Source organism: Chryseobacterium sp. CBTAP 102 (assembly GCF_003201365.1).
Lineage (GTDB): Bacteria > Bacteroidota > Bacteroidia > Flavobacteriales > Weeksellaceae > Chryseobacterium > Chryseobacterium candidae.
In genome coordinates, this window is the sequence record NZ_QICX01000019.1 from 17,164 (window position 1) to 37,257 (window position 20,094).

The following is a 20,094-nucleotide window of genomic DNA, read 5'->3' on the forward strand; positions in this document are numbered from 1 at the left end:
AATTTGAATTTGAACTGTAAAAATAAGTTTTTTTAATGAGTTAAGAAATCGTTTTTTGACTGTTCACTCATCCATAATGCTAACTGTTTTTAAACTTGCTCAGAAATCCTAGACTTTCCATTTATTCCACTTATTATCTATATTCTTCGGTGAAAGGATGATCATTGTTTGTTTAAGATCATTAAGAATCAGTCCTCCATTATTCCCGGAATTGAAAATATTGAAAATTTCATCGCTCTTGGTATCCATGAACAGATTAAAGAAGAACGCCTGCTGGAAGTTATTCTCATACATTTTTAATTGCATCAGTGCATCAAAAATGACTTTTTTCCCGGCAGTCTGATCCTGATTGAAAAGGTTATCCAGCCCTGCTCTGTGGTACGTATAAATAGTGGAACGTAACTGATTCCAGTTAGGGTTCATAATTTCGTTGATCAAAATAGAACGGCTTCTCGGTTCATTGATGGTATTCCAGCCCTCATAGTTCCTGTTTTGGGAATTCTGTGCAATCTGCTGCGCTTTCGCATACCATTGTGATCCTCCCATAGACTGAAAACTATCAGCATCCATACCCAGAATAACATAAATATAGAAACTGATCACGTCCGTAAGATTTTTGCCGGAGAATTGTCTTTCATTAAAAATAAGACTCTCATTTTCAATATATTCAAAAGCAAATCTCTGATCCTGAAGATTAATCAAGGGAGACTCGTAGGTGGTATTATAAACAGGTCTTACTGCCTGAATAACAATAGTTCCTTTGAATTTATTCACGTCTCTTTCAGAAATAACAATAGAAAAAGCACATTTTATTTTTTCAAAATTCTGAAGCTTTTTGCCTGTCCAGCTTGTATTATTGATAAAGTCCCGGAGGCTTTTTTCCAACGCTTTATAGGCCTGCTGATTACTTCCTCCCAACTGATTGGAGTTCACCTGTACCGTGGACAGCAGCTCCTGAGAAAAACTTTGGGTGTATAGAAATAACAGAAAAAATAAACTTATAATTTTTTTCATTGTCTATTAAAAATTGAGAACGGAAATTTATTAAAATTATTTTAAAAGTTGAGTCTCAACAAAATTGAGAATATCTTTCGCTACATCATCCTTGGATTTCAAATTAAATTCCTTCTTCTCTGTTTTGGTAAATATTTTAATTTTATTGGTGTCATTCTTAAAACCGGCTCCTTCATCACGCAAGGAATTGAGAACGATCATATCCAGATTTTTCTTTTCCAGTTTTCCTTTGGCATTTTCCTCTTCGTTTTGGGTTTCCAGAGCAAATCCTACCAAAAACTGATGGGTCTTCCTTTCTCCCATTGTTTTAAGAATATCCGGATTTTTTACCAGTTCTATCGTCAGATTTTCATCATTTTTCTTAATCTTTTCCTGAGCCACTTCTTTAGGTGCATAATCCGCTACTGCCGCACTGGCAATTCCGATGTCTATTGTATCGTAAAATTCAAATACTTTGGCCAGCATTTCTTTGGCTGAAGTCACTTTATGAAGTTCAACATCCGGGTTGTTGAGGGTTTGAACACTCGGTCCTGAAATCAGGATTACTTTTGCTCCACGTTTTGAAGCTTCTTCTGCCAGAGAAAACCCCATTTTACCGGACGAATGGTTTCCAATAAATCGTACAGGATCTATCGCCTCATAGGTTGGTCCTGCAGTGATTAAAACTGTTTTTCCTTCAAGGCTTCGGGATTGGATATCAGAATTAAAATAATGCTCAACAGCATTAAAAATTGTTGCCGGCTCTGCCATTCTTCCCTGCCCGATAAGACCGCTGGCCAGCTCTCCGCTTTCCGCAGGAATAATACTATGCCCAAAGCTTTCTGCCAGCTCCAGATTATTTTTTGTAGACGGATGTGCGTACATATCAAGGTCCATTGCTGGTGCAATGAATACCGGACATTTCGCGGACATATACGTTGCAATAACGAGATTATCACACATCCCGTGAACCATTTTAGACAGTGTATTGGCTGTGCATGGAGCTACAATCATAACATCCGCCCACAGAGCCATTTCCACATGGCTGTTCCATGTTCCGTTATCACTGTAAAAGTCTGAATACACCGGTTTTCTGGATAATGTAGACAGGCTTAGCTTTGTTACAAAATTTTCTGCATCAGGAGTCATAATAACCTGTACTTCGGAACCTTTCTTCACAAAATCCCTGATGAGAAAGTGGATTTTATAAGCCGCAATTCCTCCGGAGACAGCGATAAGTATTTTTTTACCGGAAACACTCATTGAGTTCTAATTTTTTGAAACACTAAAGTACTTATTTTTTCCCACACAATCAGGTTTTAAAACAACAAAAGGTCATAAAAGAAGTGAATTCCTTTATGACCTTAATTTATTAAAATACAGAAGATTACTTTCTTTCTTCTGTTTTTCTGAAATAGACATCATCATTTAACCATTCTTCAATAGCAATTGAAGTTGGCTTAGGAAGCTTTTCGTAATGTTTAGAGATCTCAATTTGTTCTCTGTTTTCGAAAACTTCTTCTAATGTAGAATTGTGAACAGCAAACTCATCCAATTTGTTGTGAAGTTCCGTACGGATCTCCGCATTGATCTGCTCTGCTCTCTTTCCCATGATAACAATAGCTTCATAGATTGAACCTACTTTATCTTCAATCTTATCTTTATCGTAAGTAATTGTATTTACTTCTGCTTTTGTATCTTTTACACTCATTTTGAGAAAATTATTTTTATTTTAAGATGGCAAATTTACGAATTATCTTTGAATTTTGAAAGTCGCTGCAGGAGGAGGGGTCTTAAGTGCTGCACTGTCCCTCTGTAACTGCATTGCTTTCTTTTCATTGCTGATCTGATCTTTGATCTGCTGGTCAGCTTTATTCTTATCTGCCAGTTTTTCAGCTTCTTTTTTCTGTCTTGCAGTTAAAGCTGCCATTCTTGCTTCAGTTTGTTTTTTAACAACTGCGAAGTTTTGTTTTTCTTTTTCCAGCTTTTCTCTAAGATCTGCTGCAGTTTTAGAATATTCTGTGTTAGGAAGCTCTTTCTCTACCAGCTTTGTGTAAGTAAGTGCACTCTCAATACGTTCATCTTTTAGATTATATACAGATTTCATCGCCAGTTCATAACGTGATTTCATGATATAGTCATAAATTTTTGAACGAAGTTTTGTACTTGGAAAATCTTCCAAAACATTATCAAAAGCTACATTTGCTGCTTTATACTCACCCATTTTGTAGTATTGTCTTCCGTTTTCATAAGCTTTAAATTCAAGCTTATAAGACAATTCATCAATTAACTGGCTGATATTTTTAGATCTTTCGGAATTAGGATAATTGTTCAGGAATTCCTGAAGCTCATTGATCGCTAATTCTGTACTTGACTGATCCAGGTTATAATCCATAGAACCTTCATAGTAGCATAGGGCAGACATATATGCTGCTTCTTCTGCTCTGGGGTCTTTTGGAAAACTTACTGCGAAATTTTTAAATTGGTGGCCTGCCAGTTTATAACTTTTGTCATAATAGTTGGCATAAGCTGTGTTGAAACCTACATTAGGAAAATCATCTGTTCCTGCCACAAGATTGGCAAGTCTGTCGTAAAGTGCCAATGCATTTTTCCACTTTTTCTTAGCAAAATTTTCATTAGCAGCCTTTAAGATAAATTCTTTATCAGCACTTCTCATTGCTCTTTCCTGCTGGCTTACGCAAGATGTAACCACCGCTACAGCAAAAAGACCTAAAATATATTTTTTCATATATAAAATTCAACAGTTTTCGGATTATACAGCCGATTTACTAATTTGCAAAAATATAACTTTTTTGCCAATAGATTTTTTTTTATGAATATTTAACGTAATTTTAGTCTGCAGCGTATCCCAAAATCGCAAAAACACTTAATAAAAGATTCATTCTCACCTTTTTCTCCGCCTCTTTGGTGTAGGTTTCCTCATTTTTACTCGGAACATACAGCTCATAAAAGTTTTTATTCCTGATCACAAATAAAGTGGATCCGATAATCATGGTAAGAATGTCTTCGGGTTTGGGTGTAAAAGTAAAAACACCTGATGCGACCCCTTTCTTAATGACTTCATCAAGTTTTTTTACAAATAACTGATAAAAATCCAGCAGTTCATCTTTCAGGTTCTCTGTATGACGGAGCTCCTGGGTCACAAAACCATGGAAATAATTATACTTGAAAAGCTGAGAAACGATATATTTAATCATTTCCCGCAATTGCATTTCCGGCTTGCCTTCTTTGATGGTATCTGCAAATTCTGAAAAGTTCTCTCTGGTCTTCAGCACCCTGTACTGATAGAGGTAAGACATCATCTTCTCCTTGGAACCGAAGTAATAAGAGATCATGGCAACGTTGATATTTGCTTTAGAGCAAATATCTCTCACAGAGGTTCCTTCGTATCCTTTTTTTGCGATAAGTTCTTCCGCAATGTCCAGTATGTGAATCTGTTTTTCTGTAAATTTTTTTTTCATGAAGTGCACTTTGAGTAAAGTTAAGAAATTTTTAACACATTTATAAACGATTGTTTAATGATTTTAGATTAAATCTTAAAAATACTTACTTTTGAATATGGAATTTTTTGATTTTCACCATCATAAAAAATATATCAGAAACGGAATTTACAATCTGAACATTGAGCAAATTCCGCCTGATTCTCCTTATTCTATTGGAATTCATCCCCAGGATATTGATGTTAACAATCTCGAACAGCAGTTCTCATGGATGAGAAACATGGTGTTTGAAAACTGTTTTGCCATTGGTGAATGTGGTATGGATTCTTTGGTTTCTATTGATCAGAAAATTCAGGAAGAAGTTTTTTTAAGGCAGATCAACATAGCCAATGAAGTCAAAAAACCTATGATTATTCATTGTGTAAGAAAATTTTATGAGGTTATTTCATTTAAAAAGAAAGCGGAACAGCCCATGATCATTCATGGTTTTAACAAGAAACAGAAAATTGCTGAAGATCTTCTTACCAATAATTTTTATCTGAGTTTTGGAAAAGCTGTTTTGTATAATTTATCTTTGCAGGACATTTTGAAAAACACTCCTTTAGACAAAATATTTTTAGAAACTGACAATGAAGACTTTAATATCGAAGAATTGTATGGTAAAGTTTCGGAAATAAAAAAAGTTTCTCTGGAACAACTTAATGAACAAATTTTAGAAAATTTACACGGAATAAAAAATGGATAAATACTGGCTGGAAAGAACTGAACTTTTGATAAAAGAGGATGGATTGGAAAAACTGATCAGAGCCAATGTGCTTGTGGTAGGCTTAGGCGGAGTAGGTTCTTTTGCCGCAGAATTTCTTGCCAGAGCCGGCGTAGGAAATATGACCATTGTGGATGGTGACACGGTAGATATTACGAATATCAACAGACAGCTTCCTGCTTTGCATTCTACTGTTGGAAAGCACAAGGTAGACGTTGTTGCTGAAAGGCTTCTTGATATCAATCCACAACTTAATTTAACCAGGATCAATGAGTTTCTGAACCCTGAAAGAATGGACGAAGTACTTGATTCTGAAAAGTTTAATTACATCCTTGACTGTATAGACAGTGTGACCCCGAAAATCTGTTTGATGAAAGCTGCCAGAAGAAGAAAAATCAAGATTGTAAGTTCTATGGGAGCAGGAGGAAAAGTAGACCCAAGCATGGTGATGGTAAGGGATATCAGTAAAACCCACAACTGTTTCCTTGCCAGACAGGTGAGAAAAAGATTAAAAAAAGAAAAGATCAACAAAGGCATACGATGTGTTTTCTCTAATGAAATTCAAAAGGAAGAAAGCCTGAAAATGACGGACGGAAGCAATTATAAGAGATCATTCTACGGTACCATCAGCTTTATTCCTGCAATTTTCGGATTGTATGCAGCCGCTGAAGTGATTAATCATTTAGTAAAAAAGACGAAAGATTAATGCAGAACTTCAAATATCCAGGAGTGGAAAAGCTCAAAAAAAATACGGAGATCAGTTTGCTTTTTGAAAAAGGCAAATGGAGAACGAACGGAAATCTGAGGATCATTGTTCTGAAAGATAAACCTAATCTTCCGGTAGAAGCTGCAAGATTCGGAGTTTCTGTTTCTAAAAGATACTTTAAAAGAGCTGTGCACAGGAATCGTATCAAAAGGTTACTGAGAGAGTGTTATCGTCTGAATAAAGATCTTTTCAGGCAAGCCTTTGGAGAAAAAACTATGGCGATGCTGTTTTGGGTTTCTTCTGAAATGCCTCCGAAATTTCAGGATGTGGAGGCTCAGTTTATCAAGCTTTGTGAAGCACAGAAAAAGTAATCATCTATTCCGATGAAATAATATAGAACTGTGAGGCATTTTCTTACAGATCTTTTTATTTCCCACAGATCGCACAGATTGTCACAGATAAGTATGAATAAAATATTTTTAACTCTACCCTAAATCACGAACTGTAAAGCTCGAGACTCTTATCACATATCACTCATCCCAAACTCAGACATTAACATTACTTCAAATATCATATAGTTTTTGTATTTTTAGGGAAAACAGTAAATCTGAAAATTAATATGTTAGACAATGTTCCCTATTTTTCTTATATAATCAGTGCATTTATAGGTATTGGATTGGCGGCAGCTACAGGCTTCCGGGTATTTCTTCCCATGTTTGTTGTAAGCCTTGCTTCTTATTTTGATTGGATTCCTATGAATGAGCATTTTGATTGGCTTGCAGGCCTTCCTACACTTATTACAACAGGAATAGCCACTATTATTGAGATCCTGGCTTACTATATCCCTTTTGTTGATCATTTGCTGGATACCGTTTCTATTCCTATGGCAACAGTGGCTGGCTCAATATTATTTGCCAGTCAGTTTGCTGAACTTGGCACGTTTCCACAATGGGCACTGGCATTAATTGCCGGTGGAGGTACAGCAGCCACTATCAGCTCCGGATTTGCAGGAATAAGAGCTGCTTCTACTGCGACTACCGGAGGTTTAGGAAATTCCATAGTAGGAACAACCGAGACAGCAGGTGCAGGTATCATGTCTATTCTTGCAATGGCTGCACCGGTAATGGCCGCAATATTTGCCATCATCACGTTAATTGTTGTAATTATATTTGGACGAAAGGCCTGGAAAAAATTAAGAAGTAGTAAAGATAATTCTCAGAGATTATAAAATAAAAAAGGTACTGTTTTCACCAGTACCTTTTTCTTTAATTTTTACTTCTGAAATCCTTGATATCCTGTATTTTGGATTCAAAATATTCTTTCTTTTCAGGACTCTTTCTGATCAATATTTCAAATGCTTTTATTGCCTTTGTATAGAGTTTCTGTTCAAAATAAAGATTGGCCAATGTCTCTGTCATCAGATGCGAGATATCGTCATTCTTTTCTTTTACAACATAGGTACTTTCTTCTTTTAACTGACTGATTCTGGGATTGTTCTCAATAAAGGTTTCAATAGCCTTTTCTTTGATTTCGGTTTTTTCCTTTACGATTTCTTCTGTTCTGCCAATCTTAAGCCAACTCTGCCATGTATTGATAAAGCCCGGAACATTACTGTCTATTGATGATTGAGTAGTATTTTTCATAGTAACCTCCTGTACTTTTTCTACAGGTTCCTGTTTCTTTTCTTCAACCTTAAGGGTAGAAATATCGGTTCCAAAGAAAGAAACATTCATCACGGGAACATCTTCTTTTGGCTTTTCTGTTTCCGTTTTTTCTTCCTGAGCTGATTCAACCGGGGCAGAATGATCTTCTTCAGCTTCAGAAATTTCTTTCTCTACCGGCTTAATTTCTTCCTGGGCAGCTTCTGCAACAATTTCATTTGTTTCCCCTGATTTTGGTTCTTCAATGGCCACTTCCGGTTCTGCAACAGCCGCTTCTTCTATTTCCTGAGTTTTAATTTCGGGGGTAGATGCTTTTTCTGCTTTAATGATGAGTGAATCTGGCAAATTGGATTCCACGCTCATTGGCTTCCATGCAGTCTGCACTTCCGGTATTTTCTGTATTTTTTCTTCTGCAGTCTCGGGTTCAGTTTCCTCAGTTACAGGCGGTTGATCTTCAACAACATCTTCCTTTACAGACTCTTCTTTTATTTCTTCAGGCTTATCCTCACTTGTTGACCAGAAATGGAAGCTTTGGGTATCTGCGAAGCTAATCTCATGATCTTCAGAAGCTTCAGGCTCTGTCTTTTCTTCCTGAACAACAGGCTTGGCTTCCTTCATTTTCTTTTCAACTTCCTCAATCAGACGTCTCATTTCCTCCTCATGCTTATTTACATTCGGTTGGGAAATTTCAGCGGTCTCCGCTATTTCTTCGTTGTTGGCCTGGATTTTAACGTCCGGCATAAATGATTCTGTTCCATGGAAACTTACTTCCGCATCAGATACTTCTTCAACAGCATGCTCTTCTTCTGAAACAGGCATAGTTTCATGATCAGTTGCTTCTGTATGTATAGGTTCTTCTACTATTTCTGTTTCAATGCTTTCCGCAGGTTGTAATAGGTCAACCTCATGAAAGCTGGTATTTTCTTCTTCTTCAATCTTCTCTTCCTCTTTTTCTGAAGAAATCTGCTCTTCGTGGATGATGGTTTCCGGTGTAAAGCCTTCTCCGGCATTCTCCTCAGTTTCAATCTGTATTGATACGGTTTCCTGCTGAACCGGCTCTTCCATTACAGATTCAGCCTTTTGCGTTACCAGTGTTCCCGATTCCAGAGTAGATTCAAGATCTATTATTTCAGCATTTTCACCATCCAGAAAGTTTTCTTCTCCTTCAAATAAAATTCTGTTTCGTTCACCATTTACGTAGATTTGCTTAACTTCTTGTGCTGTAGGTAACACACAAATATTTGTCTCCTCCTCTGATGGTTTTTCCAAAGATATTTCCTCTTCTCTCCTGATAGGGAAGGATTGGGTCTTTGGTATCACTTGAGCAGGTTTTTCAATTGTTTTAGAAAGTCTTTTCTCTTCAGCAATCTCAGATTTAACCTCCTGTCTGATCTTTCCATTGATCAGTTGATACAAAATCTTTTTATCAGTAGTATATGCTGCCGTGATAGAAAGCTCTTTCTGATAGTTTTCTTTTTCGTACAGATGTACCCCATAAAGGTGAAGTGCCCTGATATTCTGAATATAAGGAAAAGTGTGAATCTCTTCTTTCAAAAGACCGAGGTCTTCTAACTGAATATTTTTCGGATTTTTTATTAATTCTAAAACTCTTGGATTCATCTTACCAGTTCGCTACAATGTCGTTAAATATCTTATTAATAATTCTATCTGTTACCAGTTTTACCTGCTGGTCTTCGATCTGACTTAGGGATACATCACTGTTGAAAGCCGCTTCATCAGAATATGTTCTGTCAAAACTTGCATCCGGATGAATTTTATTTTCATAATGCACCTTTACTGTAATCGTAAGTTTATTCTGTGCCTGCTGAATCACCCCACCCGAAGGATTTGTCTGGGTATTGGAGCTAATTGTGGTAGGCGTAATGGAATAGTCAGTAATTTCTCCCTCTATGAGAATATCAGGATTTTCTTTGGTTCCTTTCAAAGTGGTTCTCTGAAGGAATCTGTTTTGTATTGCTGTAGAAAACTGTTGTGATAATGCAGGGTTTACAAGCGGTGCATTATTGGGAAATTCATTGATCTGAACTGTTTTCTCGTCTGTAAGAGACGATCCTGTAAAGCTGTAACATGAGTTTAAAACTCCCAGCAATGCAAAAAGCATCACTGTTAAAAATGACTGTTTCAGGCTGATACTGTTAATTTTAAAATTCATTTTTAGATCCGATTTCAATAATTTCATCATATTCAATTTGTTGAATAGCATCTTCATAAGCACAATAATTTGCTGTGTATAAGAATGGTAAGGTAAGAAAAATTCCTATCCCGCAAGCAATAATACCAATCTGGGACAAAATACCCACTACCAATGAGAAAAGAAAAATTGACAATAGATTTCCTTTGCTCATTATTTTTGAAATAGTCCAGGCTTCTTTTACTTCTCTTATTCCTTTGAGACTGATGAGTGGTATGATATAAAAGCCCTTCAATACAAAGTAATATATAGCCGCAATTAATAAAAACATATAAGGAAATACAAAAAGCATTACCATTGGATTGGGTTCATCACTACCGGAAATTGCACCCGATATCCCCAGCACAGCAAATAAAGGAATGTAAAGCAGTAAAACACCACCGAAAACAATTAACTGCAACATGAAATAAGGCATGAAGTCTTTAAAATCAAAGATATCTCCGGGACTAGCCGGCTGGTTTCTGTTCAGCCTTTGAAGATATTTGTATAAATTGCCCATCGCCAATAAGCCGCAGAACGGAATAATAGACATGATAAAGCACGCTAAAAATGCAACAAAAATATTCCCGAAATCTTTCTTTAAAAGTTCGACCCCTTTGTTAATATATTCTCCGAGCTTAAAATTGACCGGTTTAGGTTTTAAATTGACTTTCATTATTTATGTTGTGTTAATCTTCCAGGTTATATTGTTTTATTTTTCTGTATAAAGTTCTTTGTGAGATTCCCAGCTCGTCTGCTGCTCTGTTTCTACGCCCCTTATGCTTTTCCAAAGCTTTGATAATTAAATCCTTTTCATTATTCTGAAGAGAAAGGGATTCCGGTCTGTTTTCTTCGATTTCGATATCTTCAATATCTTCATAACTGTCATCAGGGTTCGAAATAATTGTAGGAGTCTGAACGGCAGGCGTATCATTATTATTTTCAAAATATAACACTGATCCGGAATTCACCTGCGGCTGACTATCAGAAGTATAAATTCTGTTGATCAGATTTTTCTCATGGTTGCTCAGATCTGCTGTTCCTCTGTTCTTGATAAGTTCCGAAGTTAAGGATTTTAAATCATTAATATCATTCCTCATATCAAACAGAATTTTATACATGATTTCCCTTTCGCTTCCGAAATCACTCTGTTTAGGTGTGCTTTGCGTATTTACTACCATTGGAAGATGGGTTTCCATCGGAATATACTCGGCAAGTTTCTCAGCGGTGATATTTCTGTTTCTTTCCACAACGGTCATCTGCTCTACTAAATTTCTTAGCTGGCGGACGTTTCCGGGGAAAGAATAACTTTCTATGTAATGAACAGCACTCTGCTCCAGTTCCAGTTCCGGCATTCTGTACTTTTCAGCGAAATCTATAGCAAACTTCCTGAATAACAAATGGATATCTCCTTTTCTTTCTCTCAAAGGCGGCATATCAATCTGAACAGTATTCAAACGGTAAAATAAATCCTCACGGAATCTTCCGTCATGGATGGCTTTCATCATATTAACGTTGGTAGCTGCCACAATTCTCACATTGGTTTTCTGCACCTGTGAAGAACCTACTTTCATAAATTCACCGCTTTCCAGCACTCTTAAAAGACGTACCTGAGTCTGCAGAGGAAGTTCTCCTACCTCATCCAAAAAGATGGTTCCGCCGTCTGCCACTTCAAAATACCCTTTTCTTGTAGCGGTAGCTCCGGTAAAGGCTCCTTTTTCGTGCCCGAATAATTCAGAGTCTATGGTTCCTTCCGGAATTGCTCCGCAGTTTACTACGATATAAGGCTGATGTTTTCTTCTGGATTCTGAATGAATGATTTTAGGAATAAATTCTTTTCCCACCCCACTTTCTCCAATTACAAGTACAGAGATATCTGTGGGTGCAACCTGGATAGATTTTTCCAGGGCACGGTTGAGTGCAGGAAAGTTTCCGATAATTCCGAAACGGTTTTTTATGTTTTGTAGCTCGTTCATTTTTTAGATTTTTAAATTTAACTTTTTACAGCTCTTCAATCTGAGCTCTGTAAACTTTATTGAAATGATGAGTATAGCCATCTTTCATGGTTTTACCCTCGTCATAGCTTTTTAAAGCTAACTTTTTTAAATCTAAATAATCCTTATTCCTGATTTTTGAAACTTTACTTTTATAATATATATTTTCAGCAAAATCGTTTTGCCTGCTTTGCTTTTCGAAATTCTCTAGTGCTTTGTCGTATTTTCCTAGCTCAAAATAAGTAACTCCAAGCTGATAATAATCAAAAAATCCAATGTTGTGGTCTTTTGCAGAAATTTGCTGCTCAATAATTCTTATGGCTTTTTCCTTCTGCCCCAAGGCAGAATAGCAAATTGCTTTTGCAATGTGAAGTTCATAATCACCGTTAGCAGAATATCCTAAATATCCTGTAGGATAGATTTTTTCCAACGCTTCGATGTCTGCAATAGCTCCTTTGTAATCCCGAAGAAACTGATATTTGCACCAACCTCTGTACCCTAAATGTTTTTGGGGCTCTAGTTCTACAGCTTTGTCGATAAGTTGTTTCCAGGTTTCGAAATCTCCTCTTTTCAAATACGGAACAGCCTTTTCCATATACGCATTTGAAAAGGTAGGACAAAGCTCAATTGCTTGGTCTAATTTTTCCTGAGATTCTCTGAATCCCTGAAATTCTCCCCAATAATTAAATATTTCACAGGCTTTTTTACAGTTTTCCCCTTCTACAGCAGTACAATTGACCTGAGCAGAAAGATGGCTGCTGTAAAGTATTACCAATAAAACACTAAGGTAGTATTTCTGAAACTTTTCCATCTACTATTTTATAGTTAATATATTGATAATAATCTATTTTTTTTCCTTCTATTTCTTTAGGAATCCATGCGTCCAAAGACTTTGTAAAACTAAGAAGTTTATCTTTCAACTGATTGTCCTGATTTACTTCATGATATTCAGAATCAATTTGTTTTACTCTAAACAAACCCGTCTTTCCTTCACAATTTACTAAAAATCTTACAACTATATATCCATTGAATTTTCCATCTGCTGTCAGATCAGTTTTAGCAAGTTTTTCAATAATCGCAAGCTTTTCACCCTTATACTGAAATCCTTTAGAATCATTATAATATTGATAAGCATATTTATTTTCAGGAATACATCTTTTAAAATCCGGATCATCAGTTCTTTTGTCAAAAAGGATATCTCCCACCTGAGCAGGATACTTTGAAACAGACGCTTTTTCTGTTTGGCAGTTACTCAGGAGAGGCAATAAAAATAAAAGAAACAAAAGATTTTTCATCCGATTTTTTTTACTTCACTGTTCTCCCTAAAAGTGTGCCTTGCGTATTGTCGTATACAAAAACGTTCACAATGTCACCTATTTTCTGTCCTTCCAGTTGATCGAAGACACATACGGCATTCTGAGAGTTTCTTCCTTTCCACTGGTTTTTGTTCTTCTTGGAAATTCCTTCAATCAGAATCTGGTGCTCTCTTCCTACGTAAGATTTCATTCTTTGTTTTGAAAGCTCTCCCTGAAGGGCAATAACCTCAGCAAGACGTCTCTGCTTCACATCAGCCGGAATATTGTCTTCCATTTTCTTGTGAGCCGGAGTTCCCGGTCTTTCCGAGTAGGCAAACATATAACCGTAGTCATATTCTACTTCTCTCATCAGGCTTAAGGTATCCTGATGGTCTTCTTCTGTTTCATTACAGAATCCTACAATCATATCCTGAGAGAATGCTACTTCCGGAACAATTTCCTTCGCTTTTCTGATCAGATCAAGATATTCTTCGCGGGTATGCTGCCTGTTCATTGCTTCAAGCATATTATTGCTTCCGCTTTGTACAGGAAGGTGTACATATTTACAGATGTTGTCATGTTTTGCCATCATTCTGAATACATCCAGGCTCATATCCTGAGGGTTAGAAGTAGAGAATCTGATTCTCAGTTCCGGAACGGCTTTAGCCACCATATCAAGTAATTGAGCAAAGTTTACAGCTGTTGCTTTCTGCATTTCAGAAGCTTTGGCAAAATCTTTCTTTGGACCGCCTCCATACCAAAGGTAAGAGTCTACGTTTTGTCCTAAAAGGGTAATTTCTTTATATCCGTTATTGGCAAGATCTCTACATTCTTCAATAATAGAGTGTGGATCACGGCTTCTTTCTCTTCCTCTTGTAAAAGGGACCACACAGAATGTACACATGTTATCACAACCTCTGGTAATGGTAACAAATGCGGTAACCCCGTTTCCTCCTAAACGAACAGGATTGATATCTGCATAAGTCTCTTCTTTGGAAAGAATTACGTTGATAGCATCTCTTCCGTCATCAGTTTCTTTTAAAAGATTTGGCAAGTCTCTATAGGCATCCGGACCTACAACAAGGTCTACCAATTGCTCTTCTTCTAAGAATTTGGTTTTCAATCTTTCCGCCATACATCCCAGAACGCCTACCGTCATATTCGGTTTTTCTTTTTTCAGATTTTTGAATTGAGAAAGACGCATTCTTACCGTCTGTTCGGCTTTTTCACGGATGGAACATGTATTTAAAAGAATCAGGTCAGCTTCTTCAACTTTCATCGTTGTATTATAGCCCTGTTCATTGAGAATGGATGCAACAATTTCAGAGTCAGAGAAGTTCATCTGACAGCCATAGCTTTCTAAAAACAGTTTTTTAGAGTTCTCCGGTCTTTCTGCAATAGCAAAAGCTTCGCCCTGTTTTGTTTCGTCTATATATTTTTCCTGCACGATAATCGATTTAAGGTCCGCAATATTAAATTACGAACGAATAAGTTTGCAAAGATACAAAATATTGTGACAGAATGTCAGCGCTATTATTTTAACAAAATCATAAATTGAAAAAGTGTTGGAATTCTCTCATTGAACCTCCCTTTACTTTAATTTTGAAAAAGAAAACTAATAAATCCTAATCGATATCCACAGCCATTGAAGAGAAGTTAATTTTAACTTTAATCTGTGAGGCTACTGGCTTCCCGTTACAAGACGCCGGAGTCCAGTTTTTCTTTATTCTTCTTACGACATACTGCATATCATCAAAAAACACTTCGCTGTTGGTCACCTTAGGCATTCCTTTCACATCAACTACTTTTCCTTTTTCATCAAGCACTAAGGTAAATGCAAAATCTCCCGTCAAAGCATAGAAATCAGAATTCAGATAGGCATACATATATTTATTCAGTATACCTTTATAGGCTGCAACACCTCCTTCATAGGCTGCGGGTTTAAAATCATTACATTTTACAGCCACCTGCATAAAAGGTTCTTTGATATCTATTTTCAGAACATTTTTATTGCTCTCCCTGATAAAAGAATCATCACGCTCTTCCTGATCCTGTGCAAAGGAAAAATTCACCACACACAAAGCCAAAAATAAAAGTACCGTTCTCATAATTTTGTTTCCTATATAATAAGCAAAGGTAAATATTTAGCTTCTTTATAAAAAAGAAAAACTTCAGACAAAGTATGAAGTTTTAAAGTTTATATATTGTGAATGAGTGGCCAATTTTGAAATCATTGCTCTTTACATCTTACAGCAGACCTTTAATATGTTTATAATTGCTTTTTACCGTTTCAAAAACCTCATCCATTTTACCACCAAGCATCAATTGAGCCATAGATTTGGACATTCCCATGATCTGATCAAATTCAATCTTAGGAGGAAGAGCCAGTGCATTGGGATTGGTAAAAATATTCAGCAGATAAGGTCCATCGTGATCCAGACATTCTTTGATAGCATTTTCCACTTCTTCGGGAAGGTGAACATTTTTCCCGGGATAGCCCATTGCATGTGCTACCATGGCAAAATCAGGATTAATCATATCTGTTTCATTGTCTGGCATTCCGCCAACTTCCATTTCCAGCTTTACCATTCCAAGGGTTCTGTTGTTGAATACAATCAGTTTCACAGGAAGTTTATACTGAAAGATAGTAGCCATATCTCCTAACAGCATAGATAATCCTCCGTCTCCACATAGAGCAATCACCTGTTTTTCAGGATGAGCCAAAGCAGCTCCGATAGCCATTGGCATTGCATTCGCCATAGATCCGTGGTTAAATGATCCCAGCATTTTTCTTTCGCCTGTTCCTGTAATAAATCTAGCTCCCCAAACACAGCACATTCCTGTATCTACGGTAAAGATAGCGTCATTTTCAGCAAGTTTATCTAAAGTGTGGGCTACATATTCAGGCTGAATAGCGTTCTCTTTTCCAAAATCCTTTACATATTCCAGCTGGTTTTCTTTTACTTTATCATAAAACGCCAGCTGTTCATTCAGAAAATGAGCATCCGTTTTTTCTTCTAGTAAAGGAAGCAGCGCTTTAATGGTTTCTTTGATGTCTCCGGAAAGCCCCAGCTCCAGCTTTGCTCTTCTTCCTAATCTTTCAGGACTTTCATCAATCTGTACTATTTTATTCTTTACAGGCATGAATTTCTGATAAGGAAAGTCTGTCCCTAAAAGAATGACAAGATCGGCTTCATGCATGGCGTGATAGGCAGAAGGAAATCCCAGTAATCCTGTAAGTCCTACCTCATTGGGATTATTGGGCTGAATAGCCATTTTCCCACGGAATGAATATCCTACAGGTGCCTTTAAGAGCTTTGACAAAGCGACCACCTCATCACGGGCTTCAGCAGCGCCTATCCCGCAGTATAGGGTTACTTTTTTGCTTTTATTCACCAGTTCCGACAAGCTTTTCAGTTCATCATCGGATGGTCTTATAACAGGATTCGTTTTAAAGATTTGGGTGGAAGTAGAGCCTTCTTCAGCATCCAGCTCAGAAACATCTCCCGGCAGACCTATTACCGCAACTCCTTTTTTGGATATAGCATGCTGAATAGCGGTTTGCACGGTTCTCTGTACCTGCTCAGGTCTTGTAATCATTTGATTATAATAGCTGCAGTCATCAAACAGCTTTATCGTATTGGTTTCCTGAAAGTAATCCATTCCCATTTCATCACTTGGGATTGTAGAAGCAATCACCAGCATAGGAACATGAGAGCGATGAGCTTCATATACCCCATTGATCAAATGAACGTGTCCGGGGCCGCAGCTTCCCGCACAAACTGCCAAACCATCAAGCTCAGCTTCTGCAGCGGCGGCATAAGCTCCTACTTCTTCGTGTCTTACATGAATCCATTGGATACTGCTTTTTTTGACGGCAATATTCAGATGATTAAGACTGTCGCCGGTTACTGCATAAATTCTTTTCACATTGGCATTTTCGAGCATTTCAACAATTTGCTCTGCTATGTTTTTAGCCATAATTAGTCTGTTTTGGTGTTGTTTTTTATGAAAAATGAGAATTGTAATGAATGTAAATCCCTACTTCTATCAAATTTAGCTAATAAAGTTGAGACTCCATCCCTAATTCAATGTTAAATACTTTTAAATTAATTTTATTTTTTTTCTATTGAAACCTCAAAGGTTTTGAAAACCCGTGAGGTTTCGTTCTCCTGTAAAACAAAAAAAAAGCCGCCCAAAAAGGCAGCTGTTTATATAATATGCTTCGGATTTTACATCACTATTTCAATCTGATTTCTCAAAAGGTCTTCAAACTCGTCTCTTTTACGGATCAAATGAGCTTTTCCGTCTAAGAATAATACTTCAGCAGGCTTTAATCTTGAATTGAAGTTGGAACTCATCTCGAAACCGTAAGCTCCTGCGTTATGGAAGGCAAGAATATCTCCTTCTCTTACTTCATTCAGTTTTCTGTCCCATGCAAATGTATCTGTTTCGCAGATGTTTCCTACTACCGTATAAATCCTTTCTGCTCCTTTTGGATTGGACAGGTTTTCAATCATATGGTAAGAATCGTAGAACATAGGGCGGATCAGGTGATTAAATCCGGAATTCACTCCAACAAAAACAGTTGCTGTCGTCTGCTTGATCACATTGGCTTTCACTAGTAAATATCCGCTTTTTCCCACTAGGAATTTTCCAGGCTCAAACCATAATTCGAATTTTTTTCCTGTAGATTTTGAAAATTCAGAAATTACTTTTTCCACTTTTTTTCCTAATGTTTTCACATCAGTTTCTTCTTCACTATCCTGGTAAGGGATTTTGAATCCGCTTCCCATATCCAGATATTTCAGATTTGGGAAATGCTCAGAAAGTTCCAGCATGATCTCCAAAGCCTGAAGGAATACATCAGGATCTTTTATTTCGCTACCAGTATGCATGTGAAGCCCTTCAACATTAAGGTTGGTACTTTTCATCACTCTTTCAATGTGACGAACCTGGTGAATGGAAATCCCGAATTTACTATCGATATGTCCTGTTGAAATCTTATAGTTACCGCCGGCAAAAATATGCGGGTTGATTCTTACTAAAATCGGATAAGTGTTTCCGTACTTATTCCCGAATTGCTCAAGAATAGAAATGTTATCAATGTTAATATGAACTCCGAAAGTCATTGCTTCTTCTATTTCGGCAAGGTCAACACAGTTGGGGGTAAATAATATCTTTTCTTTCGAAAAACCTGCCTTTAAGCCCAGCTTAACTTCGTTAATAGATACACAATCCAAAGAGGCACCCAGATTCTTTACATACTTAAGAATATTGATATTCGTTAAAGCCTTCGCTGCGTAGAAGAACTTAGTATGTTTTAAAAATGAAGAAGTCAGTTTTTCGTATTGAATTTTGATGGATTCAGCATCATAAACATACACTGGTGTACCAAACTCATTGGCAATCTTTAATAATTCTTTTGAATTCATAATTTCATTTTAACATAAAAAAAGGCAGATTCTTATAAAAAAGAGCCTGCCACATTGATTATTTTTTATGCAAGACAACTCTTTTAAATATTCCAAACCTTAGAGAACTTCACAGCTCCCTTTTTTCCAGTTTTATTTTGTTTAAAATTTTGCATTGCTTCTATTTATTTTTTGCAAAAATACTATTTATTTTCTATTTCAAGAAACTTGATTTGAATGCATCCTATTCAGAATACAATCTGTAAAGTGTAGACACTCTATTACTTCGGTAGTGGCAATGTTTCAAAATCCCCACGAAGCAGAGCCAGCTGCAATTCGTTATTCAAATCTGTGGAAGATAGCGAAAGATCAATTTTCAACTTAGCCAGTTTACTCAGCGTCTGAATCTGCGTAAACAGTTCATAGAAACCAAAGGAAATCACTTTCCCGTTTTCTATGATTAAAAATAACTTTTCTCCTAATTTCCTTCCTGGTCCCAGCCAAAGCTCATTTCTTTTTCTGAATTCAATTTTCTGTTTCAATACAGAAAAATCTTTAAATTCTTCCTGAGAACCTATGAACTGAACAGCTTTTGTTCCCTGAGTAAATGATCTGAATTTCAAGACCGGCTTCTCAGTTTTATTGAGTGTATTTTTCTCAACCAGATATTTTTTGTTTCGGAAATACAGCCCAAAAGGCAAAACCTCTTTCTTTTTAATATTCTTGGAATTCAGAATCAGCTTGGCAATAATGTCTGTTCCGGTAAGTTCAAAATTAATCTGCTCAACATCTTTCTGAATCTGTTCCCATTTTTTTGATTTGGAATTGAAAACCTTTTTGGAAAACTTATTGATATCCTGAACATAATCAGAGAACATGATACGCCCGGCTTCATCCTGAAAGTACACAAATCCTTTATCATTAGGAAGGTCCTGGGTAAGTTCTTTGATCTTATTGATATACGTTTTTGCATTAGACTCATCGTGCTGTTTCTGAATGATCTCATTTTCGGTATCTTTTGAAATCAGAAGTTTGAAAAGTTCTAATGTAGCTCTCGCATCACCCTCTGCCCTGTGATGGTTAGTCAAAGGAATACCCAATGATTTCACCAGTTTTCCCAACGAATAACTTACCTCATCAGGAATCAGCTTTTTTGCTAATGGAATTGTATCTAAAGTATTGATTTTAAAATCATAACCAAGCCTTTTGAATGACTGGCGAAGCATCCTGTAATCAAAATCAATATTATGGCCTACCAAGGTCGTATTTTGAGTAATTTCGATCACTCTTTTGGCAATTTCATGAAATTTCGGAGCAGTTTTGACCATTTTTGGGGTAATACTGGTCAGCTTTTGTACAAAAGGGGTAATATCACCTTCAGGGTTTACCAGAGATATAAACTGGTCTGTGATTTTCTGACCGTCATATCTGTAGATGGCGATATCTATAATGCATTCATTTCTATAACCTGCACCATTACTTTCTATATCTATAATTGAATACATTGAATGTGTGTTAACTGCTGTTTTGTCATTTATATGTAAAACCGATCTTATTCCCCAATAAAATCCGGTTCTATTTTTACTGTTATGTAAAGATAACCTGCTAAAATAACA

General features: G+C 36.6%; 20 protein-coding genes. 4 read left to right on the plus strand and 16 right to left on the minus strand.

Translation table 11 applies throughout. The features are described from left to right. Positions 1 to 108: 108 nt before the first annotated feature. The 5 genes from C8D70_RS19670 to C8D70_RS19690 all read right to left on the minus strand — a co-directional run bounded on the left by C8D70_RS19670 (position 109) and on the right by C8D70_RS19690 (position 4,475). Entirely contained in the window at positions 109 to 1,014 is a 906-nt protein-coding gene (locus C8D70_RS19670; protein WP_076595348.1) for a DUF4835 family protein, read from the minus strand. A 36-nt stretch (positions 1,015 to 1,050) separates the two neighbouring features. Beyond that, positions 1,051 to 2,256, minus strand: coding sequence for a bifunctional phosphopantothenoylcysteine decarboxylase/phosphopantothenate--cysteine ligase CoaBC (coaBC, locus tag C8D70_RS19675; RefSeq protein WP_110368413.1), 1,206 nt, complete (start codon positions 2,254 to 2,256; stop codon positions 1,051 to 1,053). Positions 2,257 to 2,380: 124 nt separating this feature from the next. Next, positions 2,381 to 2,704, minus strand: coding sequence for a DNA-directed RNA polymerase subunit omega (locus tag C8D70_RS19680; RefSeq protein WP_002983982.1), 324 nt, complete (start codon positions 2,702 to 2,704; stop codon positions 2,381 to 2,383). A gap of 42 nt (positions 2,705 to 2,746) precedes the next feature. Next, complete coding sequence (locus tag C8D70_RS19685; protein WP_076595346.1) at positions 2,747 to 3,742, minus strand: outer membrane protein assembly factor BamD; 996 nt, start codon at positions 3,740 to 3,742, stop codon at positions 2,747 to 2,749. Between the two features lie 103 nt (positions 3,743 to 3,845). After that, complete coding sequence (locus tag C8D70_RS19690; protein ID WP_110368414.1) at positions 3,846 to 4,475, minus strand: TetR/AcrR family transcriptional regulator; 630 nt, start codon at positions 4,473 to 4,475, stop codon at positions 3,846 to 3,848. Positions 4,476 to 4,572: 97 nt separating this feature from the next. Here C8D70_RS19690 and C8D70_RS19695 point away from each other — a divergent pair, with 97 nt between their 5' ends. The 4 genes from C8D70_RS19695 to C8D70_RS19710 all read left to right on the plus strand — a co-directional run bounded on the left by C8D70_RS19695 (position 4,573) and on the right by C8D70_RS19710 (position 7,151). Beyond that, on the plus strand, positions 4,573 to 5,199 hold the full coding sequence (locus C8D70_RS19695) for a TatD family hydrolase (protein WP_110368415.1): 627 nt from the start codon (positions 4,573 to 4,575) through the stop codon (positions 5,197 to 5,199). After that, positions 5,192 to 5,923: a ThiF family adenylyltransferase gene (locus tag C8D70_RS19700; protein WP_076595343.1), complete on the plus strand. Its 732-nt coding sequence runs from the start codon at positions 5,192 to 5,194 to the stop codon at positions 5,921 to 5,923. The genes C8D70_RS19695 and C8D70_RS19700 overlap by 8 nt, the downstream gene beginning before the upstream one ends. Then, a complete protein-coding gene (gene rnpA, locus C8D70_RS19705; RefSeq protein ID WP_110368416.1) occupies positions 5,923 to 6,294 on the plus strand; it encodes a ribonuclease P protein component in 372 nt (123 codons plus the stop codon). Before C8D70_RS19700 ends, rnpA begins: the two co-directional genes overlap by 1 nt. Positions 6,295 to 6,542: 248 nt before the next feature. Further along, on the plus strand, positions 6,543 to 7,151 hold the full coding sequence (locus C8D70_RS19710) for a DUF4126 domain-containing protein (RefSeq protein ID WP_110368417.1): 609 nt from the start codon (positions 6,543 to 6,545) through the stop codon (positions 7,149 to 7,151). 37 nt (positions 7,152 to 7,188) lie between these two features. On the opposite strand, the gene C8D70_RS19715 is transcribed toward C8D70_RS19710, so the two are convergent. From C8D70_RS19715 to C8D70_RS19765, 11 genes are all read right to left on the minus strand, one after another. After that, the gene (locus C8D70_RS19715) at positions 7,189 to 9,204 is read right to left on the minus strand and encodes a hypothetical protein (protein ID WP_110368418.1); all 2,016 of its coding nucleotides are present in this window, start codon (positions 9,202 to 9,204) and stop codon (positions 7,189 to 7,191) included. A 1-nt stretch (position 9,205) separates the two neighbouring features. Next, positions 9,206 to 9,757 carry an LptE family protein gene (locus C8D70_RS19720; RefSeq protein WP_076595518.1) on the minus strand — a complete coding sequence of 184 codons (552 nt, stop codon included), beginning with the start codon at positions 9,755 to 9,757 and terminating at the stop codon, positions 9,206 to 9,208. After that, entirely contained in the window at positions 9,747 to 10,451 is a 705-nt protein-coding gene (locus tag C8D70_RS19725) for a hypothetical protein (RefSeq protein ID WP_110368419.1), read from the minus strand. Before C8D70_RS19725 ends, C8D70_RS19720 begins: the two co-directional genes overlap by 11 nt. 13 nt (positions 10,452 to 10,464) lie before the next feature. After that, positions 10,465 to 11,751 (minus strand): sigma-54 interaction domain-containing protein, encoded by a 1,287-nt coding sequence (locus C8D70_RS19730; protein ID WP_076595334.1) that lies wholly within the window; start codon positions 11,749 to 11,751, stop codon positions 10,465 to 10,467. Positions 11,752 to 11,776: 25 nt separating this feature from the next. Next, entirely contained in the window at positions 11,777 to 12,580 is an 804-nt protein-coding gene (locus C8D70_RS19735) for a tetratricopeptide repeat protein (RefSeq protein WP_076595333.1), read from the minus strand. Continuing rightward, entirely contained in the window at positions 12,552 to 13,064 is a 513-nt protein-coding gene (locus tag C8D70_RS19740) for a hypothetical protein (RefSeq protein ID WP_076595332.1), read from the minus strand. Before C8D70_RS19740 ends, C8D70_RS19735 begins: the two co-directional genes overlap by 29 nt. Before the next feature lie 10 nt (positions 13,065 to 13,074). Next, positions 13,075 to 14,511 carry a tRNA (N6-isopentenyl adenosine(37)-C2)-methylthiotransferase MiaB gene (gene miaB / locus C8D70_RS19745; protein WP_110368420.1) on the minus strand — a complete coding sequence of 479 codons (1,437 nt, stop codon included), beginning with the start codon at positions 14,509 to 14,511 and terminating at the stop codon, positions 13,075 to 13,077. Positions 14,512 to 14,689: 178 nt separating this feature from the next. Continuing rightward, positions 14,690 to 15,172: an energy transducer TonB gene (locus C8D70_RS19750; RefSeq protein ID WP_228408068.1), complete on the minus strand. Its 483-nt coding sequence runs from the start codon at positions 15,170 to 15,172 to the stop codon at positions 14,690 to 14,692. A 139-nt stretch (positions 15,173 to 15,311) separates the two neighbouring features. After that, positions 15,312 to 17,045, minus strand: a complete 1,734-nt coding sequence (locus tag C8D70_RS19755) for a thiamine pyrophosphate-dependent enzyme (protein WP_110368421.1) — start codon at positions 17,043 to 17,045, stop codon at positions 15,312 to 15,314. Between the two features lie 251 nt (positions 17,046 to 17,296). Next, the gene (lysA, locus tag C8D70_RS19760) at positions 17,297 to 18,499 is read right to left on the minus strand and encodes a diaminopimelate decarboxylase (protein ID WP_170872057.1); all 1,203 of its coding nucleotides are present in this window, start codon (positions 18,497 to 18,499) and stop codon (positions 17,297 to 17,299) included. 260 nt (positions 18,500 to 18,759) lie between these two features. Further along, positions 18,760 to 19,983, minus strand: a complete 1,224-nt coding sequence (locus C8D70_RS19765) for a PolC-type DNA polymerase III (RefSeq protein ID WP_076595327.1) — start codon at positions 19,981 to 19,983, stop codon at positions 18,760 to 18,762. Positions 19,984 to 20,094 lie beyond the last annotated feature (111 nt).

Bases quoted from the DNA above. Each gene is read 5' to 3' on its own strand.
- C8D70_RS19670 (WP_076595348.1), bottom strand. From the start codon at position 1,014: ATGAAAAAAATTATAAGTTTATTTTTTCTGTTATTTCTATACACCCAA.
- coaBC (WP_110368413.1), bottom strand. From the start codon at position 2,256: ATGAGTGTTTCCGGTAAAAAAATACTTATCGCTGTCTCCGGAGGAATT.
- C8D70_RS19680 (WP_002983982.1), bottom strand. From the start codon at position 2,704: ATGAGTGTAAAAGATACAAAAGCAGAAGTAAATACAATTACTTACGAT.
- C8D70_RS19685 (WP_076595346.1), bottom strand. From the start codon at position 3,742: ATGAAAAAATATATTTTAGGTCTTTTTGCTGTAGCGGTGGTTACATCT.
- C8D70_RS19690 (WP_110368414.1), bottom strand. From the start codon at position 4,475: ATGAAAAAAAAATTTACAGAAAAACAGATTCACATACTGGACATTGCG.
- C8D70_RS19695 (WP_110368415.1), top strand. From the start codon at position 4,573: ATGGAATTTTTTGATTTTCACCATCATAAAAAATATATCAGAAACGGA.
- C8D70_RS19700 (WP_076595343.1), top strand. From the start codon at position 5,192: ATGGATAAATACTGGCTGGAAAGAACTGAACTTTTGATAAAAGAGGAT.
- rnpA (WP_110368416.1), top strand. From the start codon at position 5,923: ATGCAGAACTTCAAATATCCAGGAGTGGAAAAGCTCAAAAAAAATACG.
- C8D70_RS19710 (WP_110368417.1), top strand. From the start codon at position 6,543: ATGTTAGACAATGTTCCCTATTTTTCTTATATAATCAGTGCATTTATA.
- C8D70_RS19715 (WP_110368418.1), bottom strand. From the start codon at position 9,204: ATGAATCCAAGAGTTTTAGAATTAATAAAAAATCCGAAAAATATTCAG.
- C8D70_RS19720 (WP_076595518.1), bottom strand. From the start codon at position 9,757: ATGAATTTTAAAATTAACAGTATCAGCCTGAAACAGTCATTTTTAACA.
- C8D70_RS19725 (WP_110368419.1), bottom strand. From the start codon at position 10,451: ATGAAAGTCAATTTAAAACCTAAACCGGTCAATTTTAAGCTCGGAGAA.
- C8D70_RS19730 (WP_076595334.1), bottom strand. From the start codon at position 11,751: ATGAACGAGCTACAAAACATAAAAAACCGTTTCGGAATTATCGGAAAC.
- C8D70_RS19735 (WP_076595333.1), bottom strand. From the start codon at position 12,580: ATGGAAAAGTTTCAGAAATACTACCTTAGTGTTTTATTGGTAATACTT.
- C8D70_RS19740 (WP_076595332.1), bottom strand. From the start codon at position 13,064: ATGAAAAATCTTTTGTTTCTTTTATTTTTATTGCCTCTCCTGAGTAAC.
- C8D70_RS19750 (WP_228408068.1), bottom strand. From the start codon at position 15,172: ATGAGAACGGTACTTTTATTTTTGGCTTTGTGTGTGGTGAATTTTTCC.
- C8D70_RS19755 (WP_110368421.1), bottom strand. From the start codon at position 17,045: ATGGCTAAAAACATAGCAGAGCAAATTGTTGAAATGCTCGAAAATGCC.
- lysA (WP_170872057.1), bottom strand. From the start codon at position 18,499: ATGAATTCAAAAGAATTATTAAAGATTGCCAATGAGTTTGGTACACCA.
- C8D70_RS19765 (WP_076595327.1), bottom strand. From the start codon at position 19,983: ATGTATTCAATTATAGATATAGAAAGTAATGGTGCAGGTTATAGAAAT.